Here is a 23,533-nt window from a genome sequence, read left to right on the forward strand (position 1 = left end):
GTGCGCCAACTGCAGCAACGTTAAAATCGTTGACGGTTAGCTGTTTTGGGGAGTTTTAGCACATACGAAAGCCAAAGACGTTGCATGGAACAAACCACATGCCGTAAGTAGTGGCTACATTGCCAGGTTTCATTGAAATATTTATATTACTGGCATTAATGGGACTGGCCTGGGCAGGTGACAGCCCCGGGGCAAGGATCAGGCCAGCGGCAAGAACTGCGGCTACGCCGACGGAGGCAATGGGGTTTTTCATGAGGAAACCTTTCAAGATCAATGATGCGAATCACCATGACATGGCTGCTCCCCAGCTTAGGGCCACGCGTGCGCCAAAAGGACATCAAGAACCTTATAAACCCCTGTCTTTTTGGACAGTCTTTGGCCGGGTTTGGAACTTTTCGATCCAATAAATCCTAAGCGATGACCCCTGTTCGAAGCGCTGTGATAACAATCTGCAACCTGTCACGAGCCGAGAATTTCCGCCCCAAACGGACCAAGTGATATTTCACCGTTGATTCCGAAAGGTGCAGGGCGGAGGCGATCTCACTGTTGCTTTGCCCCTCGCACAGCAGCTTTAATACGTCTTCTTCTCTCTCTGAGAGTTCAATGGCGCTTCGCTGCCTGGTGGCGGGAAGGCTCTTGCGAACGTCGGCAACGAGGAGGTGCGTGACCCCTGGGTCAATCGGGCACTCGCCCGCATGAACTTCTCTGACCGCTGCCACGATGCGCTCGGGCTTGGCATCCTTGACTACGTAACCGCTGGCCCCGGCAATGAGGGCGGATTTGAGGTACACATCGGAAATGTGGCCCGTCACAACAAGTATGCGTACCTCTGGCAGTTCGGCCACTATTCGTCGAATTGCCGCAATGCCGTCCATGACAGGCATTTGAATGTCAATGAGCATGACGTCAGGGTGGTGTTCGTGGGCCAACCGGACGGCCTGTGCGCCGTTCTCGCCTTCGGCTACCACCGATACGTCAGTTGCTTGGGAAAGATAAGTGCGCAATGCGCCTCGGACGAATTTTTCGTCGTCCACGATGACCACGTCAATTGATTTAGTTGTTACCGCATTCAAAGTCATGGTCACAGTCTACGTACCTAGATTCGCGGTGATGGCCATAGTAGTGGCCATAGTAGTGGCCATAGGTACCAGCAACTCTCAGCGAGTCGGCGTTGTGGGAAAAGAACCGGCTGGCCAAATTCCTCCCGGCTTTGACGCACCCTGTTGTCCCGGGCGGGCAGCTCCAAGCAAGCGCAGTTCATTCATGGCCTTCTCCTTCTATTAGGCGGGGAGTCGGCAACATCTTTAAGAAATTGTGCTGTCATCAGCCCCGCGTACGTTATTACGCTATGCAAGGAGAAGCCTGCATTCAATGCTCTCTCGTCAAGTCTGGCCAAAGGGACGAGGGAATCGGGCACTAGAAGAGAGAGACTGGTCAAATAGTCACATCGGGCGGCCGGCGAAGGGCAACACGACGTGCACACGCCACCACCCATTAATAGGCCCGGCCTCAAGTGTGCCGCCCAATCGCGAAGCCCGTTCTCGCAGCCCAGCCAGACCAGTGCCGGAGACCGGCAGGCCCGGCTTACCAGGAGTCATCCGGTTTTGCACGCTCAACTCAATACATTCTTCTTTTACGTCCACGGAGATATCACATTCGCTGCCCCCACCGGCATGCTTGACGGCATTAGTAGCGCTTTCCTGCAACACCCGCAGGACAGTGGATCGCAACCCATTGGGAGTCCGCTCCAAGTCTCCGGATGTTGTGACACGTGTGGGGACACTAAGTCCATTGAGCATCTTCTGCGCATCGGCAATGCTCTGTGCCAAATCTATACAGGCCGGGTTGGGCGAAACATCAGAGTCCGTTCCAGGTACGCCCTGGGGAACCTCATCGGCGCGCATTGTCTGGAGAAGCCTGCGCAGGTCATCAAGTGAGTTCCGCGCCATCCCACCAATTTCGGTCAAGGCATGCGCGCGGTCACTCTCCTCTTTAGAAATCGTGCCAAGGTTTGCCTGCACCGCAATCATTGTCAGCCCATGAGTAACAACGTCATGCAATTCACGCGCCAATTCCATGCGCTGTTCAAGGGCCGCCTGAGCGGCTTTTTCCTCTGCTTCCTTTTGAGCGCGTTCAACCCGGAGGGCCTTCTCTCTCAAGAGTTTTACCGCTAATCCTGGTGTTATGAGCAGCAACGTGGCGAATAAATAGGCCCAAAGTGCCGCCACGCTCAGCTCTGAGACACCAAATATCCAAATAATCTGCCACGCTAGAAAAAAACCAACTATAACTGCCAAACTTCGGGTGGAGACTCGGTATGCGGCAACGGCAAGCGCCCCAAACGCCAAAATAAGTGCACCGCCCGGCTGCGTGCTTGGGTACATGGCTGCCAGCATCACCACAAAAGCTATAGCTGTCAGGCGAGGCCAGAACGCGATTGTCATCCATACAGCCCAGTAGCTGGCAGTGCCGGCCAGCGCCCACCAGGGAAATTGTCCAGTCTGCGCTTTCATGATGAACAGGCGCGTATCATCAACAGCCGAAACAGTGACTAGAACTGCGACAAGGAAAGATACCCACGCCGGAATCGGTGAACTGCCAACTTTCAGCACCCCGGCATAGTTCGAACTACCCCGGACCTTCTCCGGTATTAGGCGCAACTCAGAACCGGCCCTTCAATGAAACTAAGGCATCCGCGAGCTGACAAAGGCATGCAGGAAGCCCCTGAATGGTGAAACTGGATGTGTTCATTGACCAATCGTCCCAGTTTTTTCGCATAATGTACCGTTTCATACCGTATTGCGCTGTCCGCGCGGCACATCACCGCAGTACAAACCCCAATCCCAGCTCATCGTCAGCGTCCAAAGTGAATTTACCTTCGCCAACAGGGAAGGACCGGCCACTGACTTCAACCACTACACTCTCACTTGAGCCGCCCAACTTCTCGCCCATGCTGCCAGTAACCCTGTCAACAACTCGGGCGGTGAATCGAGTGTCAATAATTGAATAGTTTTCCAGCACGTCCCCGTCCGCCAGTTGCCCAGAATCGCTCAGCAACGCCACCCGGGCGGCAGTTCCTGACCCACTGGGCGACCTGTCCACTTGCCCATCAGCAAAAACGCTCACATTGCGTTGCGCAAGTCCGGACCCGGATTCTTTGACGGGCTCGTGGAAGATCGTGCCAAAAATACCTTCCAGTTGGGTGTTCCCCGGGTGCTGCGCTGCCGGGTGCCCCGCTAGTGCGCCCGCCACTTGGTGCCCGGCGGAAACCACCTTCGCCAAGTTCGACGGCGTGACCTCAAGACCCGCAGCAGCGGCAGGAACCGAGGCGTACAGAGCTCCACTCCATGCCAAATCAACACGCAACAACCCAAAGTCCGCGGTTTTCACCTTAATGTCTCGCGCCACAACGTAGGAGGGCACATTGTGAAATGCCACTTCCCTGACTTTGCCACCTCCCATCGTCACCCGCGCCGTGACGCGACCCGAAGGAATATCAATCACAACGTCCGTCTCGCCGTCGTCCGGGGCCCTGACAAGTCCACTGCGCACAGCCCACGTTCCCAACGCCATGGTGCCGTGTCCGCAGACAGTGGAGAAACCCTCGCGGTGCCAGAATATGGCGCCAAAATGGGCCCCGGAATCATTGGGCGGCACCACAAAACCACCATACATATCGGCATGCCCGCGAGGCTCGTTGACAAGGAGCTTCCGAATTTTATCGGCATCCCCTGCAATGGCATTTTCGCGCCGTTCCAGCGCGGTACTTCCAGAAATGTCGAAAGGCAGGGCCGGGACAATCCTGAACGGCTCACCTGCTGTGTGATAGTCAAATGTTTCAATTTCCCACAATGCCGCTTTCACAGTCGTCTCTCCTTTGAGCTGACAAACTCTGGCGTGGGCGGGTCCTAGGCCATTGCCGTCAATATGGCACGGTGTATTTGCCCTGTCAATGTCCAGTCCTGGACACCGCTGCGTAGGCCGGTGCCGGATGGGTAGCGCTGCATGGGTAGCGCACCCCATCGACGGCTGTGGCCAAGTCGGGATAGATTCTAAGTAATCGCTCGGCAGGAACTCTCCGGTCGCAGTGAAACCACAGCGGTAATACCGCAAATTTTTAGTGAAGGAAGTGCATCATGGCAGCTGGAATGATTGGTAACGATCCCCAGGACATGGCCGATTTGGCCTCAAAGCTCGGCACCGCCATTGACCAGATCACTCAGGTCATGTCTACCCTGGACAGCAAGGCACAGTCCGTTCAGTGGGAAGGCCCCGACGCCACCCGCTTCAAGGGCACCCAGTGGCCCACGTCCAAGAAGTCACTTGCCCGCGTCATCAGCGACCTCGGCGACGTCAAGGTCATTGTGAACAAGCAGAAGCAGCAGCAGCTCGACGCTTCCAAGTAAGCACAGCTCACAGAAGCACAGCAAGAACCAAAGCGCTGGTTTCCGCCCATTGGGCGGGAGCCAGCGCTTTGGTTTAACGCTATTTGCCAGCTAGTGCCGGTTCGCTGCGCAAGCTACACCGACGCGCGAAAGCTGCGAAGAAGCGCTAGCGTCGGCCGCGCTTTTGCGCGCGAGCCTTACCGCCAGGCCGACCGCCGCCGCGCAGGTTCGCCCCACTGGACTTGCCCTTGGCCGCGCCGGTGCGGGCCGGCGTCGAACTTTTTGCGACTTTGGCACCCTTTTTAGGCGCGGCATCCTGCTTCGCCTGAACGGAGGGCTGGCGCGAGCTATTGGCACTACGCCCGCGCACCACACCAATAAACTCTTGGATCACTGCCTCATCGTCTGCAGACAACGGGACAGGGTTGTCTATCCAGGCCAGCCCAATGCTCGTTTCTGGCACACCGTGCAGCAGTCGCGAACGCAAGGTTTTCCGGCTGTAGTGCCTGCCCACGGACATTGGCAGGATGAGAATACCCAGGCCAGCCTCCACCAGATCCAGTGCTTCCTCAATCCCGGCCATGGGAGGCAGCGGTTTGCGGGTACCTGCCGCAATTTCGCTAGAAATATCACGCCATTGTGGGAAGTCATCGGGGTCGGCAAGCAGATATTCATCCGCCAGATCCGCAACATCAAGCTCGTCGAAGGCGGCAATGGGGTGATCCTTGGGGGCAACGACAACCGAGAGTTCGCTGTACAGCGGGATCACGTGCAGCCCCGTCTTATCCACGGGCAGCCGCACAAAAGCCATGTCGACCTCGCCGGCCCGCACGGAATCTAACTGGCGCGTTTCCGGCACAGGGTGCGAAACTAAAGGCACGTCCGGCATACGCTCCTGCCAGCGGTGGATCCACTTTCCAGGGGTCACACCCGGGACAAAGGTCACTGTAAGTTCGCGGAATTCAGGCACCTGTTTACCCTAACCTACCGCTTTCCTCTAAAACTACTCTCTGGCCACCGGTACGCTTAGTGCATGAGCATTGAACCTTCACCCCAGGCCATGAAATCCGCCACGGCAGCCAAGAAGCTGGGCATCCACCTGCCCGCAGCACCAGCGAAATTCCAAGAGAACGCAATCAGCCGGGAAGAATTCAAGGTTTTGCAGGAGGAGCCTCCCGCTTGGCTGGAAGAACTGCGCCGCAACGGACCCCACCCGCGTCCGGTCATTGCCCAGAAACTAAACATCTCCGTTGGCGGTCTTAACCGTTCGAATATTTCCGAGGCACTGACGACGGCGGATATCACCGCGCTATTGCAGGCTCCCCCTGCGTGGCTGGTTGAGGAGCGTGCCGTCCACGCCAAGGCTCGTGCCGAGGCCAAGCTGGCGAAAGAGCGGGAAACGGCTCGTCGGCCCAAGAGCTAGCGTCTAAAAGGGCATCTCCAGCCCCGTGAAGTGAAAAAAGCCACCGTTTGCGGTTTAGGCCACCCTGCCACGGGTGGCCTAAACCGCAAACGGTGGCTTTTTATGTAGCGAGCTTCTAGGGGTTGTACGGCTGGCTGGCCTTCCCCAGTACCTCACCCTTGAAGAATTCAGGGTGGCTGCGGTACATAAAGAACATCAGCACCGCTCCGAGGGCAATGACCCCGGCGCCAAGGATGAATACCAGTCCTAGTCCACCAATGTTGGAACCTGAACCATAATCGGGATCCATCGAGTCATAGGCCGTTTTGAAGAACATGACAAGCAAAATCACACCGCCGATGAGCGGGGCAAGGAACTTGAAAATAAAATTCTTGATCCCGTGGAAGGCTTCTGCGCGAAAATACCAGACACAGGCTAGTGCAGTAATGCCGTAGTAGAAACAAATCATCATGCCCAAAGCCGTGATCGTATCCCACAGGGCGTTCTCGGACAGGGTCCGGGTGATGATGTAGAACCCTGCTGCAGCAATGGCTGCTGCCACTGTCGCATAGCCAGGTGACTTGTGCGTGGGGCTGATCTTGCCGAAGCTCTTAGGCAGTGCACGGTAATGCCCCATGGACAGCAGCGTCCTGGCCGGCGAAACGAACGTTGACTGCAAAGACGCCGCCGAGGAACTCAGAATGGCCAGCGACATCAAGATTGCGAAAGGCCCCATGACAGGTCCGGCAAGGACGGCGAAGATGCTGCCCTGATTTTCCGGGTTTCCAGCGCCGAGTCCTGTAGTACCGATGCCAGCGAAGGACAGCGTGGCCAAGGACACCGTCATGTAGATCAGCACAATGACGATGATCGTAACGGTAGCTGCCCGGCCGGGCGTCTTTTTCGGGTTCTTCGTTTCCTCGTTCATTGTTAGCGTGACGTCCCAACCCCAAAAGATGAAGATGGACAACGAAACACCTGCGGCGAACTGCGAGAACGATTCAACGGCGAAGGGATTGAACCAGTCAGCCTGAATGGCTGTGGCATCAAATGCCGTGCCGTTGGCCACGTGAGCGAAGGCCGCGAAGGCGAACCAGCCAAGAACCAGTAACTGGAACGCAACCAGAATGTACTGGAAGGACTTGGTGGTCTCCATACCCCGGTATGAAATCCAACATGCACCTGCGATAAACACCATGGTGGTGGCCAGGTTTAGTGGAAGGTTTCGGGTGAGATCCGCCAGTGAAGGATTGGAAAATATTTGCGCCAGCATCAGGTAAAAGAAATCAACTGCCACCGCCGCCAAGTTCGAGAGCACAATGATGGTGGCAGCAATCAACCCCCAACCGCCCATCCAGCCCAGCCACGGGCCAAAGGCTCGGGTTGCCCAAGTGAAGGAGGTACCGGCGTCGGGCATGGCATTATTTAATTCCCGGTATCCCAACGCCACCAGCAACATGGGAATGAACCCCACAAGGAAAATCGCTGGCAGGTGCACGCCCACTTCCGAGACCGTGGGTCCTAGGGCGGCTGTCAGGGTGTAGGCCGGGGCAATGCAGGAGATGCCTATGACAACAGCACCAATGAGCCCAACGGAGCCGGCCTTAAGGCCCTTTTCACTGAGTCCGTGGTCGCCGGCGGCGTTCCTAACTGTGTCTGGACTTGTCATTTCATCACCTCTGCTGGTCCCGCGGCCTCAGGCTTCGTTGCTTTGACGACGGGGATCTGGGTTGTCTGGAAGAGTTCTTCCGGTTGCAGCACGTAGTTGCGCGGCACCACGATCATGGGCACTGGCAGGGCTCGCAGGATGCGGTTGGCCGTTGCCCCCAAAAAGATCGATTTATTTTGAGCTAAACGGCTTGACCCAATCAGTAGGATCTCGCCCTTTTTCCAATCGAGGTTGTCCACAGCGTCTTCAATAGTGCGCCCGTGGCCAACCACAACGTCGATGTCCAGCTTCTCCAGCTCGCTGCTCTCAACGCCTTGGCTAGCTTCGGCAACCTGTCTAAGGTGACGTTCAGCATCCTCTACAGTGGCGCCCGAATCGCCGGAGCCCAAGGCCACCAGCGAAACTAGCCGCAATGGCAGAGACCGGCGTCTTGCCATAGCAATCCCTGTTCGCAGCACGTCTTCGGCTCCTGCCCGGGTGCCAAGTGCACAGGTCAGGCGCGTGAGTGCTTTTGTGCGGCTATACCCTGCCGGGGCCAAGACAACAGGAATTGTGGAGGCGTGCAGCAGGGAGCTGGCAACCGAACCAACCGAGAATCGCTTGAACAAGCCGGCACTGCTGGCACCAATCACCAGCATTGCGGCCCCCAACTCCCCTGCCGCTGCAATAAGCGCCTGCGCCTCAGAGTCGCCCCGACGGATGTGGGCCTGCGCCGGCACATCAGCCGGAATGAGCGCCAAGCCCTCATCTAGCCATTTTGAGACCTGCTTGGCCAAAATAGTGCCGAACCCGGTCTCCGGCGGATAAACGCCGTTGTACGGCGAACCTTCTGGCATGACCATGACGAGGTCCAAGGAGGCACCCTGCCGACGAGCCAAACCCACTGCCAAGTTCACGGCGTCACCGCCACGAGCATTGGCGCTATACCCAACTACATACCGCATAAGGTCCTCCTTAGGACGTCATTGTCACTGTGCTGCTGATGGCGCCTAGTGGCTGTTTTACTTCAGTTCGGCAATCAAGTTAGCCGCGGTGAACTGACCCATGCGGACAGCACCGTCAACGTGCTGGTAGCCCTCAGCGGCCAGATCCGAGCAAGACCAATGGATGGGTCCAACGGGGGTCAGCTGGTCCGCGCCATAGCGGTGCAGGCCGCCCAGATCGTAGCTGGAGGCATAGGCCCCGCGAGTCCATTCCTCTGTTCCCCAGTCGGATTCGTAATAGACAACGGGGTCCGCGGCGGCGTCGCCTAGGAACTCTGCGAGCGCTGCGGTGATTTCTTTTTTGCGCTGTTCGGGAGAGAGGGTGAAGGCGTAATCGGCCTTCTCATCCGAGATGAAGCCAACCAAGGTGCCGCGGGAGTCCTCGTGGTTGGTGTTGTCGTAAACCTCCTGGACCAGCGAGGACGCACTGAAACCGGTGCCGGACAGGCCATCTTCACGCCAGAACGGAGTCTCGTAGACAGCGTGAACTTTGATCACAAAACCCAACGACTGGTGCTGGTGCATCTGGTGCTGACGGCGCGGCAGCGGCGGATCGTAAGAGACCCGGCTGTACAGGTTCGGCGGGACGGCCATGATGACGCGGCGAGCAGTCACGGTGACGCCGTCGGCAATCACGGTGGCCCGGTAGTCGCCGTCGTACTTCTCCCAGCGGATGGTGCGGGCAGGAGAATTCAGAAAAACATCCTCACCGAGGTCGTTGGCGATGGCTACCGAAACGCCCTGCATACCGCCCACGACGCGCTTGTCGAGGATAAAATTGTCATCCACCAAGTTGGTGAAGGAGCCAGCAGTGGAGGCCATCATGACAGCCTGCAGAGCCGAGAAAGCGTGCGCGGGTTTGGTCAGCATCCCGCCGGCGATGAACAGGCCAATGTTATTGCAGGCTTCCTCGTTATCGGATTGGCCGCGCAGCCAGTGGTGGAAGGAAACTATATCCAGTTCACGCGCCTGCGGGTGTTCCCATGGCTTGGCGGGATCCATGGCGGCGGCCAACTCATCCAGGGTTTGGATGAGTTTGTCCATCTGCGCCTCGGTATCAGAGCTGACCGGGAACATCTCACCGGTGTACCGGGTGCGGGTGCCGTCCGGGGCAATGTAGACGCTGTCCCCATCGCGATAGCGGGAGTACGTGTCCAGGCCGAGTTCCTCAAGTAAACCAATCAAGGCAGTCTGATCCGGGGAAACCCATTGGCCTCCAATTTCCAGCCATGCTCCGTCAATCGTGTTGGACCACGTGCGTCCTCCCACACGGTCGCGCGCCTCAACAACTGCAACGCTCAGCCCGGCTTTCTTCAACTCACGGGCTGCGGTCAATCCCGATGGGCCTGCGCCGATGATGACCACATCACAGTTACGTTCGCGCTCGATGGTGGAGTTTCCTGCAGAACTCATGACTACCTCTCTTGTGCAGCATCCAGTGATGGGCCTCACTAAATGAATGCCGTTCATTTAGAATAGACTGTAACTGACATCACCACATCCGTAAAGTGGTGTGAGTAAATAAGTTGTGCCCCAGCCGGGGTGGAGAAGGAGTACCCGCCTTGGTTTCAGCTGCAGAAGTGCCAGGAGACGGACGACGCCGGGCAGGTCGCCCCCCGCACGCGCTGCTCAGTTCCGCCCGGATCACCAGGGCAGCCCTGAAACTAATCAGTCACGATGGTTACAAAGGCCTCACCATGGCGGCACTAGCCAGGTCAATGAATGTAGCGCCATCGGCGCTGTACAACCATGTTCGCTCCAAACAAGACGTACTGCTACTGGTGGAAGACCACTTGATGGGAAGAGTTGATGTTTCAAGCTTTGCCACCGAGTCTTGGGAAACGGCCGTCAACACCTGGGCGCATTCTTACAGGAACGTTTTTGCCTCGCATTTGCCGCTCATCCCCGTCATTGCCCTACTGCCGGTAACCAACGCCCCCAAAACCATCACCATGTATGAGGCCGTCACCAACGGCTTTCTCGCCGCAGGCTGGGCACCCGAGGGAATCATTGACGCGGTGGTTGCCCTGGAATCGTTCATCTACGGTTCCGCCTACGATGCAAATGCCCCAGCTGACATCTTCGACGCCGGCACCATGGCGCCGCAATCACCGAACTTCAGCGCCGCCGTCGCCCGTCGGGGCCGCTGCGGCCCTTCGGGTTCAGGGGCTTCAGAGGGTTCCGCTTCACCTCGAAATGATGCGGATGCTGCATTTACTCTGGGCTTAAAGGCCATGATCGCAGGACTCGCAGCCACTATGGGACCTCCCAGCGGCTAATTCACAGCAAACTCACGCCGAGTTGCCACTTATGGTGTCGTAAACTCGATTTTGGGCACCATAAGTGGCAACTCGGCGCGTTGAATCGGCCAACGTGCCAGAACACTAGCCACACAGGGCCAGCAACCTTAGGCTGAACCTTTAGACAGCCACCAGAATGCACAGGAGCTCACCATGGGATTTAGCATCAGCAACGCAGCACTCCGACTCGTCTCCGGAGCTTTCATACTCAACGCCGGGATTGGCAAGCTCAGCCTCACTTCCGATCAGGCCGCGGGCCTGCAAACTTCCGCACAACGCGTCATCCCACAGGCTGCGAAGCTCTCAGCTGACCAGTTTGGGCGCTCCTTAAGTGTTTCCGAAATTGCCCTTGGCTCGCTGATATTAACTCCATTTATTCCCAGCCGCTTGGCCGGACTTGCGTTGGGTGTCTTTTCTACCGGACTGGTGGCCACCTACCTCAAAGCCCCGGGCATGACAGCGCCCGGCAGTATCCGCCCAACTCCCGAGGGCACCTCCATGGCTAAGGATTTCTGGTTGGCAGGCATTGCTGTGGCACTGCTGTTCAACCGGACATGCCGTACACAAAAAAGGAAAGAACAAAAGAAATAGAAAGCACACGCGCGGTAAACTCTTGCAGTGACTAGCACCGGACTCTGTCCGCGTGTTGGTTCCCCTTCACATCCAGCCACACTGAGTCCCCGGAGCCAGCCCTGACCAGCACGCCCATCAATGGTCCCACCACAGCAATGAGCCCCCAGGCGGAACTTATTCTCAGCCGTGATGATGTGGTGCTGAACCGTGGTCGGCTGGCCCTGCTCAATGGCGCAGGGAAAAATGGCGCAGGGAAAAATGGGCTGACGCCGCACGAGGCCATGGTGGAGGACCTCCTGGCTATCCGGGCAGTGTTGGATGCATGCACAATCGATTACCTGCTAGTCCGAGGCAATGATCAACGTCCGGTGCTTGCAATTGAGCGCACACTGCGCCCAGCGCTAGAACAAGCACTCGCCACTGCCTTCGCGCATGAGCCTTTCTACGCGCGCAGTGTTGATGCAAAGAAAATCACTGTGTTGCTTGCAGAGGGGAAGCTGGCAGCCGCACCCAACACACGCATTATGAGGTTGTTTCGCCCCCGCATTGAGCCACGCGGTGGTTTGTATTATGGTGCGGCGTGGGGAGTCCAGATCGAACTCTGGTCTTTCACTGATACCCACATTGATCTCCCGGTGGAAAATTCCCTGACGCGGCGAACCGTTGATCGCGCAAGTGCCACTCGCAGTTCAGTAAATATGTACGGTCAAAATTGGCCAACGATCGAAAACATGTTCATGGACCATGTTTTTGACATTCGTTTTGAGATTGACATGGTCTTCTCCTGGGTTGATGGCAGCACTCAGACGTATCAGGATGCACGCCGGGAAATGGAAGCAGGCGCGCTGCTTGGCGAAGGCGATGAGCACGAATCGCGCTTTCGCCACGTAGACGAGCTGAAGTATGCTCTGCGCTCCGTGTACCTGTTTGCCCCTTGGGTGAGGCGCATTTTTATTGCCACGGACTCCCCTGCACCGGCTTGGTTGGCCAAGCACCCCAACGTCACACTTGTGCGCAGCCACGAGCATTTTGCGGACCCCTCAGTGCTGCCCACCCACAATTCCATGGCGGTGGAGTCGCAATTGCACCTCATTGACGGCTTGGCCGAACACTTCTTGTATTCCAATGACGACATGTTCTTTGGCCGGCCACTTTCGCCGGAATTATTCTTCACCCCCGGCGGCATAACCCGCTTCATGCTTTCGCCAAACAGGATTGGGCTCGGCGTTAGTGAGCCACAGCGTAGCGGTTTTGAAAACTCTGCCCGCGTGAATCGCCGGCTCTTGTGGGACCGCTTTGGCGCCTTCACCACCCACCATCTAGAACATAGCGCGGCACCTCTGAGACGGTCAGTACTGGCCGAACTTGGCGAGGAGTTTGCCCCTGAGTTTGCCGCAACCGCAGCCAGTACCTTCCGGGCTGGCGATAATATTTCGGTTACAAACTCTCTTTACCACTACTACGCGCTGCTGACCGGCCGGGCCGTCATGCACAAAGACGGGAAGGGTATCTATGTTGATACCACCAGCAATAAGGGTCTGGCGGCACTGGGTGGAATTTTAGCGCGCCGAAACGCGGATTTTCTGTGCCTTAATGACGGCAGTTTCGGTGACGCCACGTCAACTGAGCGCCGCGAACTTGTTACGGATTTTCTAGAAAAGTATTTTCCATTCAAGGCACCGTGGGAGAAGTAACCTCCCACGCAGTCCGCATCTAGGTCAGCGTAATGCCCAATGCGGCCAGAATGAGCTGTTCAGGACTATCAGCACTTTGTGTAGCCACCACCGCCGAGCCTTCCACAGCTTCTAAGTTGCTCGCCGAAACGGCATCGATGACCTCACTTCGATGAATGCTCACATCCCGTGGGGCGTCAATGCCTATGCGCACTCCTTCGCCGCGGCCGCCATCGAGAATTGTCACCGTGATGTTTCCTGCGATGACAATCTTTTCGCCAATCTTGCGTGTTAGTACCAGCATGCAGTTCCTTCCCTGGATATGCAGTTGGGGGAATATTAAAGCTCAGTTGATGTTGCCTGTTGACCGTCCACCCAGCCAACCGGGAGCCGAAGCTCATTGACCGTTTCCGGCGTCATAGTGTCAGTGGCCCCCACAACAGCCAAAGCGTCAGGAACCGCGTACCTACAGGCCCGGCGAACCCATGACTGAGTGTCTTCAGGCTTGTGAGCTGCGTCTACCACCAGCCACAGCTGGGCGGGCCGTAGAGAGGCAAGCACCGACAAGTTAGATGATCCGCGTTGGCCAAAGCTAAATGCTATCAATAGCGGCCTTCCTACGCTGGCTGCCAGGGCTTGCGCCCTCTTCACCCCCACGCTATCGAGAAAGACGTGGCTGACGCCCACAGAGCGGTGGTCTCCTGCTGTCAGCAGGTCTGCACCACCCATAAGGGTACTAATCATGCTCCAGGCCGTATGCAACGGCTGTTCACGCAATCCCGCGAGGATGATGACATCTCCTGGCCGCTGCGACGGTCGAGGCATGGCTCGTGCCGAGTCCACTTGGGCAGAATCATCGTAGGGATCTTCGCCAGCAAGCTCTCCCATGATGGCATCAAAATCTGGTTTCTGTTCAAGGGCCTTCAGTGTTTGGCTTGGCGCAGCACTATCAGCGTTGTCCGCTTGGGCCAACAACGCCCCGAGGCCACGTCTCGGCACTGCCGGGCCTCGGTTGACCTCCACTGACCGCGAGCGTTCATGGCGTGTCAGCCCCGGATCATCCTCCTGAAGGTCATCAACTTCCACGTTTACTTCGAAGCTGGTGATTGCCCCGATCCCAAAAACTCCGCCGGTCTGGATCCGTTCTGCACGGATAATCCGGGCCCTGGAACCGTAGGTTTCGAAGAGCTGCCAGCGCAGGCTCTCCATGCTGTGACCCTTAAGCTGAAATTGGCTGGACACCGCGAATCACTCCTAACGTTTCAATGGTTGGGTTACCGGAGGTAGCCTCGGTGTAGGACAGGACTGGGAGTCCGGAAACCCGCCCAGCCACAAGTCTGCGCACTGCCGGACGCAGTGCCGGAGCGCAGACCAGGACGGTATTCCTGCCGGCCGCCTCGGCATCGGCCGCTCTGTCGCTTACTGAACCCAGGACGGCGTCGAGCTTGTTGGCATCCATCATGATCTGGGTGCCCAGCTCGGAGGGACGCAGCCCTTCGAGCATTTCCTGTTCCAGAGTTGGGTCGATCATGAGCACCGCCAGAGTACCCTCATCTAAATACTTATCAGCAATGACGGGGCCCAACGAGTTCCGCGCAGCCTCAACGAGTCCCTCGGTATCGGTTCCCTTTTTGGCTTGCAGTGACAAAGATTCGTAGATGCGAGGCAAATCATTAATGGGCACCTGCTCGCTTAGCAGGCCCTGTAGGACACTTTGCACCTCACCCAGGGACAGCAACGCAGGAACCAGTTCCTCGACGGTGGAAGGAGACACTTCCTTCACGCCCTCGGTGAGGACCCGGACATCCTCCCGGCTCAAGAGCCGCGCAGCATTGGCACTAACAACGGAGGAAAGGTGGGTGACAAGGACCGAGACACGGTCCACAACCGTGGCACCAGCCATTTCCGCACTGTGCCGCATTTCTGCCGGTACCCATTTCCCTGCCAGCCCAAAGACCGGCTCCACAGTGGGGGTGCCCGGCAAGCCCGCTAGATTATCTCCCAGCGCCAGCACCCGACCGGGTGGGGCGGTGCCACGGCCGGCCTCCACTCCCGCAATGCGGATGACATAGCTAGATAGCGGCAGTTCCACGTGGTCTCGCGTCCTCACCGGTGGCACCACGATTCCCAGTTCCATGGCAACTTTGTGCCGCAGGGCCCGGATGCGGGCCAGCAGATCATCGGCGGATCCGTTCACCAAGTCCACCAAATCAGTGGCCAGTTGGATCTCGAGGGGCTGAACCCGCATTTGTTCAAGGATGTCCTGCGTAGTTTCTACCGGCGCAGCAGAAGGCAAAGACTCCAAAGCCAATGCCTGAGCCGCAGCTTTTTCCGCGGATTTAACCCGCTGACCCATGAACAGCATCAGTGCACCAACACTTAGGAACAAAAGCGCTGGCATACCGGGGATCAGTGCCATGATGATCGCCGCAATGCCAGCCACCATCAAAGCCGGACGTGATTGCGTTAACTGTGCGGCCGCCGTCGTCCCTAGATCGGCAGAAGCATTGGAGCGGGTGACAATCATGCCTGTAGCCACGGCCATGAGCAGCGCGGGGATCTGCGAGACCAATCCGTCGCCCATGGACAGCATGGAATAGGTGTGCAAGGCGTCGGAGATTTCCATACCGCGCTGGCCCAGGCCAATTGCAATTCCACCAATGAGGTTGATCAAGATAATGATGATGCCGACTATTGCATCACCCTTGACGAACTTCGATGCTCCATCCATAGAACCGTAGAAATCAGCCTCGGCGGATACTTCCGCCCGGCGGTCCTTAGCTTCGGCGTCAGTGATCAAACCCGTGTTGAGGTCCGCATCAATCGCCATCTGCTTTCCTGGCATGGCGTCCAGAGTGAACCTGGCACCAACCTCGGCTACTCGCTCGGCACCCTTAGTGACCACGACGAACTGAATGACCACAAGAATCAGGAAAATCACGGCCCCGATGATGAGGTTTCCACCAATTGTCACTTCACCAAAAGCCTGGATGACCGCCCCCGCATGGGCCTGTCCCAGAACTAGACGAGTTGAAGCAACATTCAAGCCCAGCCGGAACAACGTAGCAACCAACAGCAGCGACGGGAATACGGAGAAGTCAAGAGGTTTCTGCACAAACATGGTATTCATGAGCACCAAAAGTGCAAACACGATGTTGATGATGATCAGTATGTCCAACAAAATGGTGGGAATGGGCACCACAAGCAGCAGCACAATGCCCACCACACCCATGGGGATGGCCATGCTTGACACGTTGCGGTTCACAGCGGTTTCCTTAGGTTGGAAGGACGGGACAATACGGCGGCGTTGCTATTCATACCGGGACCAGACTCGGAGGAATGCTTGATCCGGCAGCTAATATCTGGTGGGTTCCGGCGGAGCCACCACGCTTCTTCAGCGCCATGACGAAGGCCAAGACGGCTGCTACCTGGTTGTACAGTGCCACCGGAATTTCAGCTCCCAGCTCACAGGAGCCGTGTAGGGCGCGGGTCAGCGGAATGTCTTTAACGACCGGCACCTTTTTGGCCTCGGCCTCGGCGCGGATGCGCAGAGCAACCCGATCCGCACCCTTGGCCACAACGCGGGGAGCTGATTTACCGGGCTCATAACGCAGTGCCACGGCTACGTGGGTGGGGTTTACCAGCACGACGTCGGCCGTCGCCACCGCGCCCATCATGCGGTTCCGAGCCATGCTCAACTGGCGTTGGCGACGGGCCGACTTTACCAGTGGATCACCATCGGTGCTCTTGTGCTCATCTTTGACCTCTTTTTTGGTCATTCGCGTCCGTTTCCGATTTCGCCGGGAAACAACAAAAACGTCAGCCACAGCCAAGAGCATTCCAGCGGCAACCGCGTACTGGATCAATTGAACAAGTCCCGCACCGGCTGTGGATAGCAGTTCTGAAATGGGCAGGGCACCGGAGGAACGCAAGAGCGTCGATGTTAGCCCTTCGATGACAATGAACAATACAAGTCCGACGACGGCTGTCTTCAGCAGCGCTTTGGCCCCATTCCACAGCGCCTGCGTCCCAAACACGGTTTTTAGGCCCTTGAGGAGGTTAAATTGTTCATATTTGGGTTTGAATTTTTTAAACCGCACTCCACCCTGCAACACTGCAGCCGCCAGGACTGCCACCACAACACCAACAAACAGCATTCCTAGAATATTGGTCAAGGACATAAAGGCGTCCTCCATGGCCCGCACTGCTGCCTCTGGTTCCGGATTGGCGGCCATGGCCGTAACGGTGAACATTTGTTCGGCCAACTCATTGGAGGCGCGCGAGATCACACCCGGTATCAAGAGAGCGGCAGCCCCCACGCCAACCCACGCCGTTAAGTCCTGAGATCGCGAAAGCTGGCCTTTTTCGCGCACCTCCCGCATACGTTTGTCGGTGGCTTCTTCGGTTCTTTCCCCACTGGGTTCATCCGCCACGGCTGATCACCCCGGACAACTGCGTCATGGCTGTGGTCACCAAAGCCGCAACCACCGGGCCCAATGCCATCAGCACTAGCCCACCCAAAGTAAGCGTCAGCATGATCTTTAGCGGAAATCCCAATGCAAAAGCATTCAGGGCGGGTGCCACTCGCGTGAGCAAACCCAACCCTGCATCAGCAAGAAAGAGCACCACCATCAGCGGACCAGCAATCTGCACAGCGGCTAAAAACATTTGTGTCACAGCGCCCACCATGGCGTCGGCGGGGTTCGTCAAATCCAATCCCCCACCGATTGGGATGGCGTCAAAGGATCGAGCCAGGCCACCGATAATGAGCTGATAGCCATCAGAGGCAAACAACAGTGCCAGCGTTGTCATTTGAAATAACCGGGTGAATTGGGCTCCATTGACCATGGACTGTGGATCGAATGCCTGGGCCATAGAAAATCCGCCAAACAAATCGATCATGGATCCGGCAGACTGCACCGCAGCGAACACTACGTACACCAAGAATCCCAAGGCCGCGCCCACAACAACTTCCAAGATGACAGCGGTAACAAAAGGGCCCACCTCGCTCACCTCGGGCCCAACCACCACCCGATTACTCATGGCAAGACCCAGACCCAGAGCCAGCATGCCTTTGATCCGCAACGGGATGGCGTTGTAGGAAAAAGGTGGTGCAATAACAATGAAGGCTGTGGCACGCACCACAGCCAGCAGCGCGGCCTCCAACCACGCCAGTTCAACGGGAATGTTCATAGCTTCTGTGCCTAACCGGCCAGCAGCGCGGGGAGTTTGTCAAAGAGTTGATGCGTGAAAGTGACGATCTCGGTAATCATCCAGTGCCCACAAATTACCAACGCAATCACCACTGCGGCTGCCTTGGGCACAAAAGACAGTGTGGCCTCTTGAATCTGTGTGATGGACTGCACCAGCGAAATGGAAAACCCCACGACAAGAGCCGTGATCAGGATGGGGGCACACAGCTTCGCCGCCACCCACAAGGCCTGTACGGCAATATTTAGGACTTCAGCAGAATTCACGGCCCACCTGCATAACTTTGAATAAGAGAAGTAATGATCAGGCCCCAGCCGTCCACCAACACGAACAGGAGAATCTTGAACGGCAACGAGATCATCACCGGCGGAAGCATCATCATGCCCATCGACATCAGCGCTGAGGCAACCACAAGGTCGATGATCAAAAAAGGAATGAAAATAACGAACCCAATAATGAAAGCGGCCCGTAACTCAGAAATCATGAAGGCCGGGATCAACGTCAGCATTGGAACTGTCTCTGGTGTGGCCGGATTTTCCCGTTCGGCGGCCCGGGTCATGAGAGCGATATCCGCCTCACGGGTATGCGGGAGCATGAATTGGCGCAACGGTGTTCCGGCAAGTTCAAACGCCCGGCTAATGTCGATGCTTCCGTCGAGGAACGGTTGCACGGCAATGTTATTGATCTCGGTCAGAGTCGGCGCCATGATGAACAGTGACAAAAATAGCGCCAGCCCGGCCAGCACCTGGTTGGGCGGAATTGATGGAAGCCCGACGGCGTTGCGAGCCATGGCCAGAACCACAAAGATCTTGGTGAAAGAGGTCATCATCAGCAGCAGTGCCGGAGCAACTGACAATAAAGTGACCGCCAACAATGTGACGATGGAGGAGCTGGGGCTGCCTGTCAGACCATTGACAGTGACGTTGACGCCGTCGCTCTCCCCTGGCGGGGTTGGATCTGTGGGCGGGGTCGGGTCCACGGGATCCATCGGGAGCATGCCCGTCAAGGCATGTGCGGAAATGGATGTGGAGATCAACAGCAAATACAACACGACAAGCACCGAGAAGGCTAAGGCAGCCATCCGGAGGTAACTGCGCGAGTGCGCGAAGGGCCGGGTCACAGATTCAAGCCCTTGCGCACAGCGGCACCTGCCTGGACCCATGTGCTGCGAGCAAAGATCGATCCATGCATGGATCCTGTAGCTGTGCTGTGCCGAAGTTTGCGGGTTGCGCTATCCCGGCGAAGGGCCGGCTCACCAGCGGACTTCAGTATCGCAGCAAAGGCAGGATCCTCCCCGTGATCCATTGCTTGTGATAGTACCGGCGCCGGTTCGGGTGCCTCGCTGCTGTGTAAAACGTTGACCGAATGTTCGGTGACCCCAAGCATAAAACGCAGCCCATCAGATTCCACGACCACCACTGAGGCCTTTGGCCCAACACTTTTGCGAACAACCACAGCAAGATCGGACTGTTCTGCGGAGCGTCCGACCTTCGAAAATCGTTTCTGGGCCATCCAGAGGAGGACCATGACTACACCTAGAGATAGTCCTACCCGGATGACCAGGAGGAATGCATCCATCTAGCCGACCGTCTCTGCTGTGTCCAAAATTTTGGTGATCCGCACTGCGTAATCCTGATCCACAACAACAACTTCACCATGGGCTATCAAGCGTCCATTGAGCAACACGTCCGCGGGGGATCCGGCGGAACGGTCAAGGTCCACTACCTGACCTGGTTCCAATCCCAGCACATGGGCCACACTCATTCGCGTGCGCCCGATGACCACAGACAAGGCCATTTCAACATCGTGAATACGCCCAAGTTTTGCCGCGCTCAGCCCTCCGGCGCCTTGACTAGCAGAGTCACGAAACTTAAGCGCCACCCATGCGTAGGGCTCTTGGTTATCGAAGCCGCTGCCCGCATCGTTCAGTTCGAATACTGTTGTGTCCACGCCTTTGAAATGGGCCACAGAAGGGCTTTCTGACACTTCCCCAAGAACGCCGGAGCCAAGTTGCGCCGTGGCGGCCTCGAAAGCGGGACGCATAACATCTACCAGCGCAAAACTTCCAGCGCCACCAGCCGCTCGCACGGCTTGCACGGCCCGCTCAGAGAGCAGCACGGCAAGTTCCGCGGTTTGGGGCCCCACATAATCCACGAGAAACCCGACAGTTCCGGCTGGCGCAGCGGCGCTATCAGCGAGATTAACGCTCAAGGTCGTTGTGGAGGGCAGTGCACTTGCCAGTGCGTTGGCCACCGCCAGCTTGACCGGATTCATACTCATGGGTTTCTCTCTTCGATAGTAACAATCTGCCCGGCTTTGCGTGAGCCATGCGTCACGCCGATGGCACAGGCAACGGGCTTACCCCCAACGGTCAAGTCAAAAGGTCTGTTGGTGGGATGAGGAAGGTTCAAAACATCACCCACCGCCAAGTTCAAAATGGTGTCCGGGGTGACCGGCACCGGAGTTAGCGCCAGCGCAACATCAACAGGCACCCCGCCTAGCTGGGCGCGCAACTGTTCGGGCGCCGCAGCGGCATCGCTGATCGGATTGTGGCTTCCCAACTGCTGCACTAAAACCTCGGCAGGCAACGCAATCGTGGCACGCCAGCTCAGGTCGCCCATTCGCACTGTAAAACCGGCAACAATCATGAGTGTGTTCGTAGCGGCAGCCTGGGCAAACTGGGAGTTGAAGTGGATACCTTCAACGGCAGGTGTCTCAACGAGTAGGGACCCAAAGGAGTACCTGAGGTCCTCTAAGGCATCTTCCATCAGCCGTGTCACCAGCGCGTGCTCGATTTGGGTGAATTTACGGTCAGGGATCGGTACAGCAGACCCTCCGCCGAGCATGCGGGTGATCCAACTCAATGCCGCTTCTGCGGGGAACTGAATGACACCTTTGGACTCTTGCCCACCAAGGGAGAAAAGTACCATTGCGGTGGATGCGGGCAACCCGGCAGCATATTCATCGTAGGTCTCCATTGTCACCTGTTCGGTGATAACGGAGGAAGCCGCCCGGATTTTGGTGGTTAGTTGCGTACCCCACTGCCTGGCGAAGGTTTCGAAGGCGAGTTCCAGCACACGACTGTGCTCGCGAGCCAAAGTTGTTGGCCGCCGAAAATCGTAGACCTCAACCACCCTTTTCGCCCACGGAGCGGGCAGGGAGGAAGGAAGGTAAGGGTCAGCCATATCTGTCACTATCGGCACAACCAAGACATGCGTTAGGAAGGAACAGCTTTTGCTTTCAATACTTCTGGAATTAGCGCACGAACTTCCTCGGGCTGGTTGGATAGCACCACTATGTCAACGCGTCTGTTTAGTTCGCGTAAAGATTCAGTGGAGTTGTCATTGACAGAGCGTGTACTTCCGTAGCCGATCGCAGCAACCTTGGCGCCGGGCAGATTTCGGCGCTCCACAAGGTGACGCACCACACCGACGGCGCGTTCTGCGGACAACTCCCACACTGAGGGGTAGTTGGTGATGGCGTCGGCGGCGTGACCCTCAACAGAAATATCCAGACCGGAGGACAGCAGTGTGGGGGCGATCGTATCCAGTACGGCTGTAGCACGGGAGGATAGTTCTGGACTGTCTGGACGAAAGAATGACTGCGAGCCAACTAGCTTTACGCTCAATCCACGGTGGTCGATCTGAAACTCTACGTTCTCAGCCAGTCCGTTTGTCTCCAGCCCCACGCGCATGGCCTCCTTCAGCGCAGTGAGGCGATCAACCTCGGTCACCGCTCGGTCTAGAGGAGTGTTCGTTAAAGTACCTTCCTTGCCCACATCTTCGGGTGGCACCACGATTCCAGAGGCAGTATCCACCTTCCCAACATTCACCTGGCCAAAGCCACTGGCTAGCGAGTCACGAAGTTTCTCATACTTCACATCATCCACTGTGGACATGGCGTAAAGGACAATAAACATGCACATCAAAACAGTGACCATGTCCATGTAGGAAGCCATCCAGCGCTCATCCGGGTGGCTCTCTTCCGGTTTACCCCTCCGCTTGCGGGCAGTTTTACGTCCCTGACTCATGCTGCATCGCGGTCTTGGGCTTTACCACGTGTATTTTTCTTGCCACCCTGTTGGCGGTATGCGGGAACCATGGCTGTCAACCGCTCACGCAACAGGGTGGGCTGGGACCCTGCCTGCACAGCCAAGACACCCTCGGTAATGAGAGTCATACGGTCCACTTCCAGCTCCGAGAGCCGGCTCAATCGTGAACCAATAGGTAGCCAGATGAAGTTTGCGGACAGCAAACCCCAAAGTGTAGCCACAAACGCTGCAGCAATCATGTGTCCCAGCTCTTCTGGATTCGAGAGATTCTCCAGTACGTGCGTCAGCGAAACAACTGTGCCAATGATGCCCACGGTGGGTGCGTAACCACCCAAAGTTGTAAAGAATTTAGAGGCCGTATGATCACTTTTGATCTTAGTTTCAACGGCATCATCCAAGAGCTCGCGCAGATCTTCCCCATCGGTACCGTCCGCAATGTTCTGCAACGCATCGCGCAAGAACGGGTCTTTAGTCTCGGCCGCGGCAGCTTCAAGAGACAGCAGTCCCTCCCGACGCGCCTTGTCTGCCAGCGCCACGACCTGCTCGATACTCTCCCCAGGTTTCGGAGGTTTAGCTAAAAATGCTCTGGGAAGTGACTTTGCGGCATGCACAACATCCTTCAAGGTCGAACCAGCCACGCCAATGGCGATGGTGCCAACCAGAACCAGCAGCATGGGGGCCGGGAGCGTCACGCTTGTGACACTGGCGCCCTCCAAAGTGATCATGCCAAACAAGGCACCGAAGGCGATGAGCAGACCGAGTATTGTTGCGGGATCCATCGCTTTACGATCCTGACGTGGTGGGATTTCCGGAAGGGTGGATAATGCTTAATTTAGGTGGCGCCGGCAATTCGATCTCATCCTCGGAGTAGTCATGGGCCATCGAGATGATGCGAGCACGGAAGCGGACAATTTTTTCAATGATGGCTGCCATTGATTCGGTAACAATGTAGTTCGCCCCATCGGCCATGACCACAGTTGTGTCCGGAGACTCGAAGATTCGTTCAATCAAGTCTGGGTTCAGCGCAAACTCTCGCCCGTCCAAACGGGTGACACTGATCAAGGGCTCATCCTTAGTTCATTGGGACGCCAGCCGTCCATCAAACGCTACTGTCGGCTGACCCGCGCTATTGGTTAGAAAACGGCACTGTCGGGTCAGATGACCAAGAGATCAATTGCCACCCTGCGTACACAGGTGCCCCTTAAACAGATGTGGCGCAGCGCCTGAAGTGAAGTCCATAAAATATGGAAGTCCAGTTCACGCACTGCGCCATTGTCAGGGCAGCA

General features: G+C 57.0%; 26 protein-coding genes. 5 read left to right on the forward strand and 21 right to left on the reverse strand.

From position 1 onward, the window contains the following. Window positions 1-55: 55 nt before the first annotated feature. From AAFM46_RS15855 to AAFM46_RS15870, 4 genes are all read right to left on the reverse strand, one after another. Window positions 56-253 carry a hypothetical protein gene (locus AAFM46_RS15855; protein WP_343318764.1) on the reverse strand — a complete coding sequence of 66 codons (198 nt, stop codon included), beginning with the start codon at window positions 251-253 and terminating at the stop codon, window positions 56-58. A 157-nt stretch (window positions 254-410) separates the two neighbouring features. Further along, entirely contained in the window at window positions 411-1,079 is a 669-nt protein-coding gene (locus tag AAFM46_RS15860; protein WP_343318765.1) for a response regulator transcription factor, read from the reverse strand. Between the two features lie 363 nt (window positions 1,080-1,442). Beyond that, complete coding sequence (locus AAFM46_RS15865; protein ID WP_343318766.1) at window positions 1,443-2,513, reverse strand: histidine kinase; 1,071 nt, start codon at window positions 2,511-2,513, stop codon at window positions 1,443-1,445. A 307-nt stretch (window positions 2,514-2,820) separates the two neighbouring features. Continuing rightward, the gene (locus tag AAFM46_RS15870) at window positions 2,821-3,864 is read right to left on the reverse strand and encodes a proline racemase family protein (RefSeq protein WP_343318767.1); all 1,044 of its coding nucleotides are present in this window, start codon (window positions 3,862-3,864) and stop codon (window positions 2,821-2,823) included. 272 nt (window positions 3,865-4,136) lie between these two features. On the opposite strand from AAFM46_RS15870, the gene AAFM46_RS15875 reads away from it, so the two are divergent. After that, window positions 4,137-4,406 (forward strand): hypothetical protein, encoded by a 270-nt coding sequence (locus tag AAFM46_RS15875; protein WP_283528933.1) that lies wholly within the window; start codon window positions 4,137-4,139, stop codon window positions 4,404-4,406. A 145-nt stretch (window positions 4,407-4,551) separates the two neighbouring features. Here AAFM46_RS15875 and AAFM46_RS15880 read toward each other — a convergent pair whose 3' ends face one another. Further along, entirely contained in the window at window positions 4,552-5,355 is an 804-nt protein-coding gene (locus AAFM46_RS15880) for a substrate-binding domain-containing protein (RefSeq protein ID WP_343318769.1), read from the reverse strand. 90 nt (window positions 5,356-5,445) lie between these two features. Between AAFM46_RS15880 and AAFM46_RS15885 the strand changes: the two genes are divergently transcribed. Further along, window positions 5,446-5,808, forward strand: a complete 363-nt coding sequence (locus AAFM46_RS15885) for a DUF5997 family protein (RefSeq protein ID WP_283530093.1) — start codon at window positions 5,446-5,448, stop codon at window positions 5,806-5,808. A gap of 115 nt (window positions 5,809-5,923) precedes the next feature. Here AAFM46_RS15885 and AAFM46_RS15890 read toward each other — a convergent pair whose 3' ends face one another. From AAFM46_RS15890 to AAFM46_RS15900, 3 genes are read right to left on the reverse strand one after another with little or no spacing between them, the layout of a single operon-like run. Next, on the reverse strand, window positions 5,924-7,456 hold the full coding sequence (locus tag AAFM46_RS15890) for an APC family permease (protein WP_283528929.1): 1,533 nt from the start codon (window positions 7,454-7,456) through the stop codon (window positions 5,924-5,926). Beyond that, the gene (locus AAFM46_RS15895) at window positions 7,453-8,400 is read right to left on the reverse strand and encodes a universal stress protein (RefSeq protein ID WP_343318771.1); all 948 of its coding nucleotides are present in this window, start codon (window positions 8,398-8,400) and stop codon (window positions 7,453-7,455) included. The genes AAFM46_RS15890 and AAFM46_RS15895 overlap by 4 nt, the downstream gene beginning before the upstream one ends. A 57-nt stretch (window positions 8,401-8,457) precedes the next feature. Further along, on the reverse strand, window positions 8,458-9,852 hold the full coding sequence (locus AAFM46_RS15900) for an NAD(P)/FAD-dependent oxidoreductase (RefSeq protein ID WP_283528925.1): 1,395 nt from the start codon (window positions 9,850-9,852) through the stop codon (window positions 8,458-8,460). Between the two features lie 149 nt (window positions 9,853-10,001). Here AAFM46_RS15900 and AAFM46_RS15905 point away from each other — a divergent pair, with 149 nt between their 5' ends. From AAFM46_RS15905 to AAFM46_RS15915, 3 genes are all read left to right on the forward strand, one after another. After that, window positions 10,002-10,718 carry a TetR/AcrR family transcriptional regulator gene (locus tag AAFM46_RS15905; RefSeq protein WP_343318772.1) on the forward strand — a complete coding sequence of 239 codons (717 nt, stop codon included), beginning with the start codon at window positions 10,002-10,004 and terminating at the stop codon, window positions 10,716-10,718. Between the two features lie 174 nt (window positions 10,719-10,892). Next, window positions 10,893-11,330 (forward strand): hypothetical protein, encoded by a 438-nt coding sequence (locus tag AAFM46_RS15910; protein WP_343318774.1) that lies wholly within the window; start codon window positions 10,893-10,895, stop codon window positions 11,328-11,330. A 137-nt stretch (window positions 11,331-11,467) separates the two neighbouring features. Continuing rightward, window positions 11,468-13,006, forward strand: a complete 1,539-nt coding sequence (locus AAFM46_RS15915) for a stealth conserved region 3 domain-containing protein (RefSeq protein WP_343318775.1) — start codon at window positions 11,468-11,470, stop codon at window positions 13,004-13,006. 19 nt (window positions 13,007-13,025) lie between these two features. On the opposite strand, the gene AAFM46_RS15920 is transcribed toward AAFM46_RS15915, so the two are convergent. The 13 genes from AAFM46_RS15920 to AAFM46_RS15980 all read right to left on the reverse strand — a co-directional run bounded on the left by AAFM46_RS15920 (window position 13,026) and on the right by AAFM46_RS15980 (window position 23,309). After that, the gene (locus tag AAFM46_RS15920; protein ID WP_283528915.1) at window positions 13,026-13,289 is read right to left on the reverse strand and encodes a carbon storage regulator; all 264 of its coding nucleotides are present in this window, start codon (window positions 13,287-13,289) and stop codon (window positions 13,026-13,028) included. Between the two features lie 35 nt (window positions 13,290-13,324). Beyond that, a complete protein-coding gene (locus AAFM46_RS15925; RefSeq protein ID WP_343318777.1) occupies window positions 13,325-14,227 on the reverse strand; it encodes a hypothetical protein in 903 nt (300 codons plus the stop codon). Further along, window positions 14,205-16,229: a flagellar biosynthesis protein FlhA gene (locus tag AAFM46_RS15930; protein ID WP_283530091.1), complete on the reverse strand. Its 2,025-nt coding sequence runs from the start codon at window positions 16,227-16,229 to the stop codon at window positions 14,205-14,207. The genes AAFM46_RS15925 and AAFM46_RS15930 overlap by 23 nt, the downstream gene beginning before the upstream one ends. Before the next feature lie 70 nt (window positions 16,230-16,299). Next, the gene (locus tag AAFM46_RS15935) at window positions 16,300-17,418 is read right to left on the reverse strand and encodes an EscU/YscU/HrcU family type III secretion system export apparatus switch protein (protein WP_343318778.1); all 1,119 of its coding nucleotides are present in this window, start codon (window positions 17,416-17,418) and stop codon (window positions 16,300-16,302) included. Continuing rightward, window positions 17,408-18,178 (reverse strand): flagellar biosynthetic protein FliR, encoded by a 771-nt coding sequence (locus AAFM46_RS15940; protein ID WP_283528908.1) that lies wholly within the window; start codon window positions 18,176-18,178, stop codon window positions 17,408-17,410. Before AAFM46_RS15940 ends, AAFM46_RS15935 begins: the two co-directional genes overlap by 11 nt. An 11-nt stretch (window positions 18,179-18,189) precedes the next feature. Next, complete coding sequence (fliQ, locus tag AAFM46_RS15945) at window positions 18,190-18,462, reverse strand: flagellar biosynthesis protein FliQ (RefSeq protein ID WP_283528905.1); 273 nt, start codon at window positions 18,460-18,462, stop codon at window positions 18,190-18,192. Beyond that, on the reverse strand, window positions 18,459-19,277 hold the full coding sequence (fliP, locus tag AAFM46_RS15950; RefSeq protein ID WP_343318780.1) for a flagellar type III secretion system pore protein FliP: 819 nt from the start codon (window positions 19,275-19,277) through the stop codon (window positions 18,459-18,461). The genes fliQ and fliP overlap by 4 nt, the downstream gene beginning before the upstream one ends. 35 nt (window positions 19,278-19,312) lie before the next feature. Beyond that, window positions 19,313-19,774, reverse strand: a complete 462-nt coding sequence (locus AAFM46_RS15955; RefSeq protein WP_343318781.1) for a flagellar biosynthetic protein FliO — start codon at window positions 19,772-19,774, stop codon at window positions 19,313-19,315. Further along, window positions 19,775-20,476 carry a flagellar motor switch protein FliN gene (gene fliN, locus AAFM46_RS15960; RefSeq protein WP_343318783.1) on the reverse strand — a complete coding sequence of 234 codons (702 nt, stop codon included), beginning with the start codon at window positions 20,474-20,476 and terminating at the stop codon, window positions 19,775-19,777. It abuts the gene before it with no gap. Then, window positions 20,473-21,381: a flagellar motor switch protein FliM gene (locus AAFM46_RS15965; RefSeq protein WP_283528900.1), complete on the reverse strand. Its 909-nt coding sequence runs from the start codon at window positions 21,379-21,381 to the stop codon at window positions 20,473-20,475. Before AAFM46_RS15965 ends, fliN begins: the two co-directional genes overlap by 4 nt. A 32-nt stretch (window positions 21,382-21,413) precedes the next feature. After that, entirely contained in the window at window positions 21,414-22,226 is an 813-nt protein-coding gene (locus AAFM46_RS15970) for a flagellar motor protein MotB (protein ID WP_283528898.1), read from the reverse strand. Next, entirely contained in the window at window positions 22,223-23,026 is an 804-nt protein-coding gene (locus AAFM46_RS15975; protein WP_283528895.1) for a MotA/TolQ/ExbB proton channel family protein, read from the reverse strand. The genes AAFM46_RS15970 and AAFM46_RS15975 overlap by 4 nt, the downstream gene beginning before the upstream one ends. A 4-nt stretch (window positions 23,027-23,030) precedes the next feature. Then, on the reverse strand, window positions 23,031-23,309 hold the full coding sequence (locus tag AAFM46_RS15980) for a flagellar FlbD family protein (protein ID WP_283528893.1): 279 nt from the start codon (window positions 23,307-23,309) through the stop codon (window positions 23,031-23,033). Window positions 23,310-23,533 lie beyond the last annotated feature (224 nt).

The organism is Arthrobacter sp. TMP15 (assembly GCF_039529835.1).
GTDB lineage: Bacteria > Actinomycetota > Actinomycetes > Actinomycetales > Micrococcaceae > Specibacter.

Bases quoted from the DNA above. Each gene is read 5' to 3' on its own strand.
- AAFM46_RS15875 (WP_283528933.1), top strand. From the start codon at position 4,137: ATGGCAGCTGGAATGATTGGTAACGATCCCCAGGACATGGCCGATTTG.
- AAFM46_RS15920 (WP_283528915.1), bottom strand. From the start codon at position 13,289: ATGCTGGTACTAACACGCAAGATTGGCGAAAAGATTGTCATCGCAGGA.
- AAFM46_RS15955 (WP_343318781.1), bottom strand. From the start codon at position 19,774: ATGGATGCATTCCTCCTGGTCATCCGGGTAGGACTATCTCTAGGTGTA.
- AAFM46_RS15865 (WP_343318766.1), bottom strand. From the start codon at position 2,513: ATGAAAGCGCAGACTGGACAATTTCCCTGGTGGGCGCTGGCCGGCACT.
- AAFM46_RS15900 (WP_283528925.1), bottom strand. From the start codon at position 9,852: ATGAGTTCTGCAGGAAACTCCACCATCGAGCGCGAACGTAACTGTGAT.
- AAFM46_RS15910 (WP_343318774.1), top strand. From the start codon at position 10,893: ATGGGATTTAGCATCAGCAACGCAGCACTCCGACTCGTCTCCGGAGCT.
- AAFM46_RS15965 (WP_283528900.1), bottom strand. From the start codon at position 21,381: ATGGCTGACCCTTACCTTCCTTCCTCCCTGCCCGCTCCGTGGGCGAAA.
- fliP (WP_343318780.1), bottom strand. From the start codon at position 19,277: ATGGCTGCCTTAGCCTTCTCGGTGCTTGTCGTGTTGTATTTGCTGTTG.
- AAFM46_RS15890 (WP_283528929.1), bottom strand. From the start codon at position 7,456: ATGACAAGTCCAGACACAGTTAGGAACGCCGCCGGCGACCACGGACTC.
- AAFM46_RS15930 (WP_283530091.1), bottom strand. From the start codon at position 16,229: ATGGCCATCCCCATGGGTGTGGTGGGCATTGTGCTGCTGCTTGTGGTG.
- AAFM46_RS15860 (WP_343318765.1), bottom strand. From the start codon at position 1,079: ATGACTTTGAATGCGGTAACAACTAAATCAATTGACGTGGTCATCGTG.
- AAFM46_RS15855 (WP_343318764.1), bottom strand. From the start codon at position 253: ATGAAAAACCCCATTGCCTCCGTCGGCGTAGCCGCAGTTCTTGCCGCT.
- AAFM46_RS15885 (WP_283530093.1), top strand. From the start codon at position 5,446: ATGAAATCCGCCACGGCAGCCAAGAAGCTGGGCATCCACCTGCCCGCA.
- AAFM46_RS15975 (WP_283528895.1), bottom strand. From the start codon at position 23,026: ATGGATCCCGCAACAATACTCGGTCTGCTCATCGCCTTCGGTGCCTTG.
- AAFM46_RS15895 (WP_343318771.1), bottom strand. From the start codon at position 8,400: ATGCGGTATGTAGTTGGGTATAGCGCCAATGCTCGTGGCGGTGACGCC.
- AAFM46_RS15970 (WP_283528898.1), bottom strand. From the start codon at position 22,226: ATGAGTCAGGGACGTAAAACTGCCCGCAAGCGGAGGGGTAAACCGGAA.
- AAFM46_RS15940 (WP_283528908.1), bottom strand. From the start codon at position 18,178: ATGAACATTCCCGTTGAACTGGCGTGGTTGGAGGCCGCGCTGCTGGCT.
- AAFM46_RS15915 (WP_343318775.1), top strand. From the start codon at position 11,468: ATGAGCCCCCAGGCGGAACTTATTCTCAGCCGTGATGATGTGGTGCTG.
- fliN (WP_343318783.1), bottom strand. From the start codon at position 20,476: ATGAGTATGAATCCGGTCAAGCTGGCGGTGGCCAACGCACTGGCAAGT.